The 9,228-nt window shown below is 41.9% G+C and carries 11 protein-coding genes; 3 read left to right on the forward strand and 8 right to left on the reverse strand.

Annotated elements, in window-relative coordinates:
- Window positions 1-91 precede the first annotated feature (91 nt).
- Complete coding sequence (locus tag ACU01J_RS20830; RefSeq protein WP_481087369.1) at window positions 92-1,060, forward strand: IS30 family transposase; 969 nt, start codon at window positions 92-94, stop codon at window positions 1,058-1,060.
- A 42-nt stretch (window positions 1,061-1,102) separates the two neighbouring features.
- On the opposite strand, the gene ACU01J_RS20835 is transcribed toward ACU01J_RS20830, so the two are convergent.
- The 5 genes from ACU01J_RS20835 to ACU01J_RS20855 all read right to left on the reverse strand — a co-directional run bounded on the left by ACU01J_RS20835 (window position 1,103) and on the right by ACU01J_RS20855 (window position 3,751).
- Complete coding sequence (locus tag ACU01J_RS20835) at window positions 1,103-1,531, reverse strand: GNAT family N-acetyltransferase (protein ID WP_481087370.1); 429 nt, start codon at window positions 1,529-1,531, stop codon at window positions 1,103-1,105.
- Between the two features lie 155 nt (window positions 1,532-1,686).
- Window positions 1,687-2,133, reverse strand: coding sequence for a GNAT family N-acetyltransferase (locus ACU01J_RS20840; RefSeq protein ID WP_481087371.1), 447 nt, complete (start codon window positions 2,131-2,133; stop codon window positions 1,687-1,689).
- Between the two features lie 180 nt (window positions 2,134-2,313).
- Window positions 2,314-2,556 carry a hypothetical protein gene (locus ACU01J_RS20845; protein WP_481087372.1) on the reverse strand — a complete coding sequence of 81 codons (243 nt, stop codon included), beginning with the start codon at window positions 2,554-2,556 and terminating at the stop codon, window positions 2,314-2,316.
- 215 nt (window positions 2,557-2,771) lie between these two features.
- On the reverse strand, window positions 2,772-3,254 hold the full coding sequence (locus ACU01J_RS20850) for a tetratricopeptide repeat protein (RefSeq protein ID WP_481087373.1): 483 nt from the start codon (window positions 3,252-3,254) through the stop codon (window positions 2,772-2,774).
- Window positions 3,255-3,388: 134 nt separating this feature from the next.
- The gene (locus tag ACU01J_RS20855; protein WP_275864255.1) at window positions 3,389-3,751 is read right to left on the reverse strand and encodes a hypothetical protein; all 363 of its coding nucleotides are present in this window, start codon (window positions 3,749-3,751) and stop codon (window positions 3,389-3,391) included.
- Window positions 3,752-4,090: 339 nt separating this feature from the next.
- On the opposite strand from ACU01J_RS20855, the gene ACU01J_RS20860 reads away from it, so the two are divergent.
- Window positions 4,091-4,252, forward strand: coding sequence for a hypothetical protein (locus ACU01J_RS20860; RefSeq protein ID WP_481087374.1), 162 nt, complete (start codon window positions 4,091-4,093; stop codon window positions 4,250-4,252).
- A 1,403-nt stretch (window positions 4,253-5,655) separates the two neighbouring features.
- On the opposite strand, the gene ACU01J_RS20865 is transcribed toward ACU01J_RS20860, so the two are convergent.
- Both ACU01J_RS20865 and ACU01J_RS20870 read right to left on the reverse strand, forming a co-directional pair.
- Window positions 5,656-6,156 carry an opioid growth factor receptor-related protein gene (locus ACU01J_RS20865; protein WP_140273644.1) on the reverse strand — a complete coding sequence of 167 codons (501 nt, stop codon included), beginning with the start codon at window positions 6,154-6,156 and terminating at the stop codon, window positions 5,656-5,658.
- A gap of 175 nt (window positions 6,157-6,331) precedes the next feature.
- Complete coding sequence (locus ACU01J_RS20870) at window positions 6,332-6,679, reverse strand: DUF3024 domain-containing protein (protein WP_060467711.1); 348 nt, start codon at window positions 6,677-6,679, stop codon at window positions 6,332-6,334.
- A gap of 1,422 nt (window positions 6,680-8,101) precedes the next feature.
- Here ACU01J_RS20870 and ACU01J_RS20875 point away from each other — a divergent pair.
- Complete coding sequence (locus ACU01J_RS20875; protein WP_212568583.1) at window positions 8,102-8,410, forward strand: thiamine-binding protein; 309 nt, start codon at window positions 8,102-8,104, stop codon at window positions 8,408-8,410.
- Between the two features lie 154 nt (window positions 8,411-8,564).
- On the opposite strand, the gene ACU01J_RS20880 is transcribed toward ACU01J_RS20875, so the two are convergent.
- Window positions 8,565-8,975: a hypothetical protein gene (locus tag ACU01J_RS20880; protein WP_481087375.1), complete on the reverse strand. Its 411-nt coding sequence runs from the start codon at window positions 8,973-8,975 to the stop codon at window positions 8,565-8,567.
- Window positions 8,976-9,228: the final 253 nt, after the last annotated feature.

The raw sequence follows: 9,228 nt of genomic DNA on the forward strand, positions 1-9,228 counted from the left end.
CTTGGATTCAAGTACGAAGTGCGACACCACTGAAAAATAAAACAGTGAGATGCGATAATCATGATTTTTGCTCCCGCCAAGAAGTAAAACCATGAAATATACACACCTCACTGAGAAAGAAAGATATACGATTTCTATCTTAAGAAAGCAAGGACTACGTACTGCTGGAATTGCTAGATTACTCAACCGTCACAAGTCTACGATCTATCGTGAGATAGAACGTAATAAGCGCTATAACAAATACTTTGACAGGTACTCGTACCAACCTGAGTACGCTCAACAACGAGCTCGAAATAGGCTCGCTCGCTCAAGGCGAAACAAGCGCTATGACGAAACCGACTTCAGGCTCGTTGCAGCCTTGCTGCAACTGGACTGGAGCCCTGAACAGATAGTTGGATTTCTAAGGCGAATTGGTCAAAAAACGATGAGTCACGAACTGATTTACCAGTATGTTTGGAATAACAAAGCAGAAGGCGGAATGTTATGGAAACACCTACGCCAGTCAACTAAGCAAAGGCGTAAAAGATACCGCTCTAACGACAGCAGAGGCCGCTTAGCCGCAAAGAAACATATATCTGAGCGACCAGACGAAGCAGAACTTCGTCTTGAACCTGGACACTGGGAAATAGACACCGTCATTGGGCGAGGAACCAAACACTGCATTGTGACGTTAGTAGATAGGATGACCGGTTATACTTTTATAGGCCAATTAGACGACAGAACGACTAATTCATTGAACGCTCGAGTGAAGAGGATTATTAAGCAATCAGACTTACCGTTCAAAACGATTACTGCTGATAATGGTACTGAATTTCACCAATATGCTCAGTTAGAAAAACAAACTAAGTGTTTGTTTTTCTTTGCTAACCCGTACCAATCATGGGAGCGTGGAACCAATGAAAATACGAATGGTTTAATTAGACAGTACTTACCTAAAAAAGCCTCTATGTCACATGTGACACAGAGGCTCTGTAACCAAATAGCTGGAAAGCTAAACTCGCGCCCAAGGAAAAGACTTGGGTTCTTTACACCACAGGAGTATATTCATGCGCATCTGTAAAAAGTGTCGCACTTCAAACTTGATACTAAGCGCGTGCTGACACTACAACGAAACTGTCATAACCTTATGATTTGGCTCACTTTCAATATCAACCGCTAACCAACCTAATGACTCGTACAACGATGGTACATTTGTGTAAGCATACAGGTTACTTTGAGTTGCTGCTGATACTTGGCTAACACCTCGGTTAATCAGTTCACTAGCAATACCTTGACCGCGCCAATCTGGTGAAACATAAACAGCATTAAACCAAATAACTTCTGAGTCACCATGAGGTTCTTTAAAGTGCGAGTAAGCAAGACCACCGATAACTTGATTGTCTCTGAGAGCGACAATTACCGGTGGAAGTTTAGATTCTGGCTTATAGGTATCTACGAATAGAAAGTCAGACCATTCCGTTTGAAACAGCTTCTCTAGAGCAACCCAATACTCACTATTTTCATCGCAATTTCTGAATACTACCTTGTTCATATTGGATTATTTCCTCAAAAGCGTATAACGCCAAATTAAGGTGTGAACAACGCTAACCACCTTACCTAAAGCATTGTGCCATAAACACTAAACTGGCTTGAAGTGAAAGCGCCGAGCGTTGTGAATCACTCTTAAATTTATTGTTAGCTGAATTGTTACTGAGGAGCCTTGATTACAAAGCCCTTCTCAATACCTGATTGGAAACCTACTTTCTCGTACAGTCTGTGAGCTGAAGTTCGAGTTTCTCCAGACAAAAGTACAACTTGATAGCAGCCTTTGCTCCATGCTAACTCAAGAGCCTTTTCCATAACCTTTTGACTTAAGCCCAGACGACGGAAGGCTTCGCTCGTAATCACATGTTCAACAATACCAAACGGTTTTCCAGCATTCGTTACCGTTGGTACTATTCCTAACTGACATGTCGAAGCTAGAGTACCGTCAACCTCAGCTACTACAACAATAGTATTGGCATTGTTTTGTATCTCTTCCCATGTTGGAGCAAGTTGCTCCGCTGTCCTTTCTGGATCATTTCCACGAAGCTCTTTGTACAGTTTTAGTACGCCAGGAAGATCATCCTGATTGGCTATACGAATAAATTCCATTTTATCTTCTTCCATTTTTAGCTAATTTGGGGATTCAGCTAACGCCATGTTAAGGGGTGAGCGACGCAATACCGATGTTACTGCAAACCACCTTAATCACAAAAATCAACGCATAGTAAAAATGCCACGCGTTGCGAATCCCTCTTAAACATTTTGTTAGCTCTCTGTATGTCGCATAAGTTATTGAAATTCTTGACCATGATTTTCTATGGTTTCTTTGCCACAAATCGTACAAACAACATACCTATCAGTTAACTCTAAAGAAGCACCTCCAGGTAGAGAAGTGGCGGAACCACTAAAGAAGCCATCTAAAAACGCTTTAAACTGTTCTTTTTTGGACTTGCCGTATTTCGATGGTTTCTGCTTCATTGCTTCTTTATGTTCAGTGTCCTTACCACATTTTTCGCAAAACCTAGTACTCATAATGCCTCCTGAATCTATCGCTACAGAGAACATAACCCACAACGCTCTTTGCTTTTGTGATGAAGCTCATAAGAGAGCTAACGCCCAATTAAGGGGTGAACAACGCCTCCCCCCAAACCTAAAGCATTGTGCCATAAACACTAAACTCAACCCGAAGTGAAAGCGCCAAGCGTTGTGAATCCCTCTTAAATTGCTTGTTATAAGCGTGTTTCGTTTTACCACGTTCTATCTAAATCTTCTGCGTATAAACAAATAGCTCGCTGATACTCTTTAATTGCATCACTGTTCGTGGTTGATACTAAAAGACCGAGTAATAATGATGTTGCCTCTTTATGGCGTCCCAAGTTGTAAAGACACATGGCATAGAAAGGCTGAACTTCAATAGAACTAGGGTACTCTTCTAGAGTTTGCTCAAAATAGCTTAACGCCTCCGAATACATGCCAAGGCTTCGATAGGTACTCGCTAGCCCGAACAAAGCATCAAACCTTTCTACCGACGATAAGAGACCTGAAAGAGATGACAGATAATGAGTAATCGCTTCTTGCTCTTTACCTTCGTTGTCGTATGACCAAGCAATTTGCAAGTGAGCTTTAGCAGAATAAGTTTCATCGTTTAGCAGCGTTTTTAGCAAAGCTCTCGACTCTTGATACTTATCCTGTTTCCGCAATTCAATTGCTTGTTTGATGATGCTTTCCATAATTTTCCTCGAAGCTTATAACGCCCAATTAAGTAGTGAGCAACGCCACCACCTACCCAGACCATTGTGCCGTAAACACTGAAGCTGATTCAAACCTAAATTGCCGAGCGTTGCGAATCTGCTTAAATTGCTTGTTAGTTTTGAAGCTCGCAGCTCATGAGAGACTTAACCGCTGGGTCTGTCCAAAGAATCAAAGACTGTGTGTAGACCTTAACATGACTTCCTGTTTCAGTTTTTTCTATATCAGCTAAATGGACTAGTTCACCATCTAAGTACTGCATTACCTCATACCCTAACGATGATTCATGAAACGTCACCATTGGGCTATAAACTAAATAGTCTAAGTTTTCCCATTTTTCAGTAATACAACTAGCAACAGCAGGTGGGCTCATCGAGCTAGATGACTGAAACACCGGCTCTGAATGACGAAGTTTTTGTGGTGTTGTCGCACATGCTGACAACAATAATGCCATACTCATCATTATCAAATATTTCATTTAACCTCCATAAAAACTAACGCCCAATTAAGGGGTGAACAACGCTTCCACCCAAACCTAATGCATTGTGCCATAAACACTAAACTTGAAGTAGAAGCAAAAATGCCGAGCGTTGTGAATCCTTCTTAAATTGATTGTTATGTTTTACCACAAATACATGATTTACTTGAGAAAGAACTGCTATTTCTGACTAGTTTTCTGAGCTAAACCACAAGGCTCGAACCAGCTTGACCATCAAAGGCGACCAACCTGAAACAAGTAATTCCTCTTCCCTGCCCAATGAGGCAACCCGACCGAGTAACAACAAGCGTCCTTTCTTTCCAACCAAAGCGCAAGACAATGGCAAATTGCCGAGGCAACTGCCAAGCTGAAATGCTGCTTGGTAATGAACCTGAAAGCGACTTTGAGCCCGTTAAACAAGAAGCCAACCGCCACGACCTGACAATGAAGCAACCCGCGAACATTGGCATGTTTTACGGCCTGAGTGATTCAAGAACTTAGACCGACAATGCGGATTTGCTGAGTCTACTAGGGACGAATTGCCAGAGGGACAAAGAGCTAGAGCCTAAGACATTTAAGCCTTTGAAATACAAGTAAACATAACGCCGCATTAAGGGGTGAACAACGCGACCACCCAACAAAAACATTGTGCCATAAAACACTAAACTTGACCTAGAGTGAAAAATGCCAAGCGTTGAGAATCCCTCTTGAATGCTTTGTTATGTTTATCCACAACTGCATGATTTGCATGAGAAAGACCTGCTATTTCTGACAAGTTTCCGAACGAATCCACAAGGTAGGAATAAGCTTGACTACCAAAGGCGACCAACCTAAAACAAGTAAGTCCACTTCCCTGCCCAATGAGGCAACCCGCCTAAGCTCCAACAGGTATCCTTTCTTTCCGACTAAAGCGCAAAACAATGCTGAATTGCCGAGGCAACTGCCAAGTCGAAATGCTGATTGGCTAAGAACCTAGAAGCGACCTTGAGCCAGTTAAACAAGAAGCCAACCGCCACGACCTGATAATGAAGCAACCCACGAACATTGGCATGTTTTTCGGGCTGAGAGATTCAAGAACTTAAACCGACAATGTGGGTTTGCTGAGTCTACTAGGGACGAATTGCCAGAGGGACAAAGAACTAGAGCCTAAGATACTTAAGCCTTTGAAATACAAGTAAACATAACGCCCAATTAAGGGGTGAACAACGCTACCACCCAACCTAAAACATTGTGCCATAAACACTAAATTTGAAGTAGAAGCAAAAGTGCCAAGCGTTGTGAATCCCTCTTAAATTGCTTGTTATGTTTTACCACAAATACATGATTTAATTGAGAAAGAACTACAATTTCTAGCTAGTTTTCTGAATCAAGCCACAAGGTATGAACCGACTTGACCACCAAAGGCGACCAACTTAAAACCAGTAAGTCCACTTTCCTGCCCAATGAGGCAACCCAACCAAACAACAGCAAGCGCCCTATCTTTCCAACCAAAGCGCAAAACAATGTTGAACTGCCGAGGCAACTGCCAAACCGAAATGCTACTTGGCAAAGAACCTAAAAGCGACTTTAAGCCAGTTAAACAAGAAACTGACCGCCACGACCTGACAATGAAGCAACCCACGAACATTGGCATGTTTTACGGGCTGATTGGTTCAAGAACTTAGACCAACAATGCGGATTTGCTGAGTCTACAAGGAACGAATTGCCAGAGGGACAAAGAACTGAAGCATAAGACCTTTAAGCCTTTGAATTACAAGTAAACATAACGCCCTGTTAAGGGGTGAGCAACGCAATACCGAAGCCGCCGCATACCACCTTAACCACTAAATTCAACGCATAGTAAAAATGCCACGCGTTGCGAATCCCTCTTGAACAGTTTGTTAGTGCGCTTTTTCAGCGATCCCCTAACCTTTAAGCGCGTTACGCCAATACTCGACCGTTTTATCTGAAACTAAGCCTGTTTCTCTTGCTGCTGCCACTAGAAAGTCACACAAGTTAGTTGCTAGCTGTTCATTACCGAGTAAATACAAACTACGAATTGCTCGGGTCAGACGAAGTTGGTTGTGGTCATGACTTTTAAGCCAGACATGGTTAGCAGGACTTAATGCCAGTAATGAAGATATTTCATACCCATCTCGCTGTAATCCCCAAAACTCAAGTAAGAGGTCGAGAGCTTTTAAGTGAGCAACACGCAATTCTTCTGAATTAGCAAAAGCATCTCGATCTGCTTGAGTTACCAAAGGAGCATGTTGATTGAACTTAGTGCCCTCATCTATCGGGAAAAGAACTTGAATATACTTATGATCATGCTCTAGCCAGAAGTGGTTGTAAGCTAACAACTGCTCTACATTGCGACCAAATTTATCTGGAGCTTTGCCAGATATGAAACGAGCAATTTCACTCATTTTAAATCCTGCTAATTGTAATTTTTATCTTTGCGCACTAACGCCGCGTTAAGTGGTGAGCAACGCCAACCACCTTAACTAAACCATTGTGACATAAACACTTAAACTGAAGTAAGCCGAAAATGCCAAGCGTTGGGAATCCGTCTTGAACGCTTTGTTATGTACGTGGTTGACGCTAGCCCCAGAAACACCCATAAGCATCAGCATCGAGTATTTCGAAGAACACCTCTAAAAATTTCACTTCAGGAATTGGTTCATAGGAATGCCATTTTAAGTCTGATTTCATCCAGTATATTTTCCACTCGTCACGTGACTTGTAGTATTTAACTTTCGCTACTGGTCGTTCAATCTTTTCTGATGGATCATTCCATTTCGGGCGGATCTCGAAAATTTCAATAACCTGCCCTTCTAAGCGATACCCAATATCAAGTTGATTACGGATTTCTACTGGTGGTCGGCAAGAGTCGAGATACTTTTCCACTGCCTTTTCGTAGCGTTTTTGTTCAATTTCTGAAAATGCCATATTTATCACCTAACCCTTTATTTAAGCTAAGTTTACGATCTACTGTCATATGTATCTAGGTCAATTTTCTTGAAAGTACATAACGCCCAATTAAGTTGTGAGCAACGCTGCCAAAACACTCAAACACTTCACCATAATCACCAAACTAATTGAAACCGAAAGCGCCGAGCGTTGCGAATCAGCTTGAATTGTTTGTTAGGCAAATTTTGCTACGCACTCACTAACTTGATTTGAAAACAGAATACCTTAAACACGATAAGCAACCAATCACCCACTGACTTTTTGTGATTCAAGAACAACTGAAGCCGCTATGTTACAGCCTAGGTTTCAACATCCACGAAATGCGTCTTTGCAGCGACGAAGTAGCTTTTGAACCGGAAAACTAAAAGCTGCGAACTGACAGCAAAAATGAATGCTTCGATTAACTTGTCCTTTCCACACTTTAAGCCAGTGAAACTCACCACCAACCGATACTGAAAACCAATGAGGCAACCCACGAATCTTGGCATGTTTTACGGTTGGAGAGATTCAAGAATTTGAGCCGACAATACAGAATTGCCGACTAAGAAAAGCAGGCGGCCATAGGGAGCAAGAAGATTAGAACAAAGAACTTTTCTGCCCTTTGCCTAACGCCCAATTAAGGGGTGAACAACGCTTACATCAAAACCTAAAGCATTGTGCCATAAACACTAAACTCAACCCGAAGTGAAAGCGCCAAGCGTTGTGAATCCCTCTTAAATTGCTTGTTATGTTTTACCACAAACGATTGAATTACTTGAGAAAGAACTGCTGTTTCAGACCAATTTTCTGAACCAAACCACTAGGTTTAAACCAACTTGACCGCCAAAGGCGACCAACCTGAAACAAGTAATTCCTCTTCCCTGCCCAATGAGGCAACCCGACCGAGTAACAACAAGCGCCCTTTCTTTCCAACCAAAGCGCAAGACAATGGCAAATTGCCGAGGCAACTGCCAAGCCGAAATGCTGATTGGTTAAGAATCCAAAAGCGACTTTGAGCCAGTTAAACAAGAAGCCGACCGCCACGACCTGACAATGAAGCAACCCACGAATATTGGCATGTTTTACGGCCTGAGCTATTCAAGAACTTAGGCCGATAATGCGGATTTGCTGAGTCTACTAGGGACGAATTGCTAAAGGGGCAAAGAACTAGAGCCTAAGAACTTTAAGCCTTTGAATTTAAAGTAAACATAACGCCGCATTAAGGTGTGAGCGACGCTTGGCTATACTTGAGCGAAGCGAAACTGCCAAGCGTTGTGAATCACTCTTAAATGCTTTGTTAGCAGACACCCTCAAGGTCAAACCTCGATACTTATAATTGATGTTACTATACGCCATTCGATACCAACAGAAAACGGTGAGAAATTATTGATGTCAGCTCAAAAACCACTACTAAACGAAGTAATGCTAGCTTTCCAAGTTATTCCACGAGTTAAAGAAGGCAATAACTTTGAAGTCGTCGATAAAGCTATTGAAGTTGTGAAAGCTTCTGGTGTCCCATTTCAAGTTAGCGCAATGGAGACCACGTTGAAAGGTGAGCTAAACCAATTGCTAGAAATCGTGAAAGACGCACAACAAGCTTGTTACGATGCTGGCGCAGTTGAGGTTATTACCAATATTAAGATTCACAGCAAGACTGAAGCGGCTACAGACACATTCTGTACATACGACAGAGGTGTAACCAAAGCTAACCACATGTTTGTAAATAACTAATTCTTATGCCGTCACCTGATATTTTCGACGTGACGGCTAACGCCAAATTAAGTAGTGAGCAACGCTACCCCCCTACCTAACCCATTGTGCCGTAAACACTAAAGCTGATTCAAACCGAAAATGCCAAGCGTTGCGAATCTGCTTAAATTTATTGTTAGGAGTTTGATTTATAGTGCTCACAATCTTTCGGTATATCTATATATGTTTCCTTTGCCTTCCAATCCTGAGCCTTGTGATCAAAGTAAAGTTCATACGTTGAAACACTATTATATGTGCCTGATGTTATCTGATTACCAACAGAGATGATATTTGGCTCTGAAATAGTAAAAACCCAAACATCTTCACCTGAAACTAACTCAAGACGACTATCAGAAACAAATGAAGCCCCCTCTATAGAAAAGAACTCGTTAGGATAACTCTCACAATAATACTTAAGTCGCTGACCATAAGAACTGTAGATGGTTCTCATGTTGAATTTCTCATATAGGTCTTTAGTTGTTACCTGTTCTGCTCCAACAGAGCCAAACGCAAGCGATGCTAAAATGCCACTAAAGATGAATTTCATGCGTAAACTCCTAACGCCGCGTTAAGGGGTGAACAACGCCAACCACCCAACTTAAACCATTGTGCTATCAACACAAAAGCTAAACTTTGAACCAAAACTGCCATGCGTTGAGAATCCCTCTTAAACGCTTTGTATGGATAATAAGCACTCAAATCGGGTAAGGTGAGACCCAGACTTTAGCTGCAACTAAAGTTCTTCTATCTAGTAGTTCGATTAAATGATGGCTCCTCTAGCGAGAGACCGGTAACAAGTA

The sequence above is a fragment of the Vibrio sp. 2433-A1 genome, from assembly GCF_056726085.1.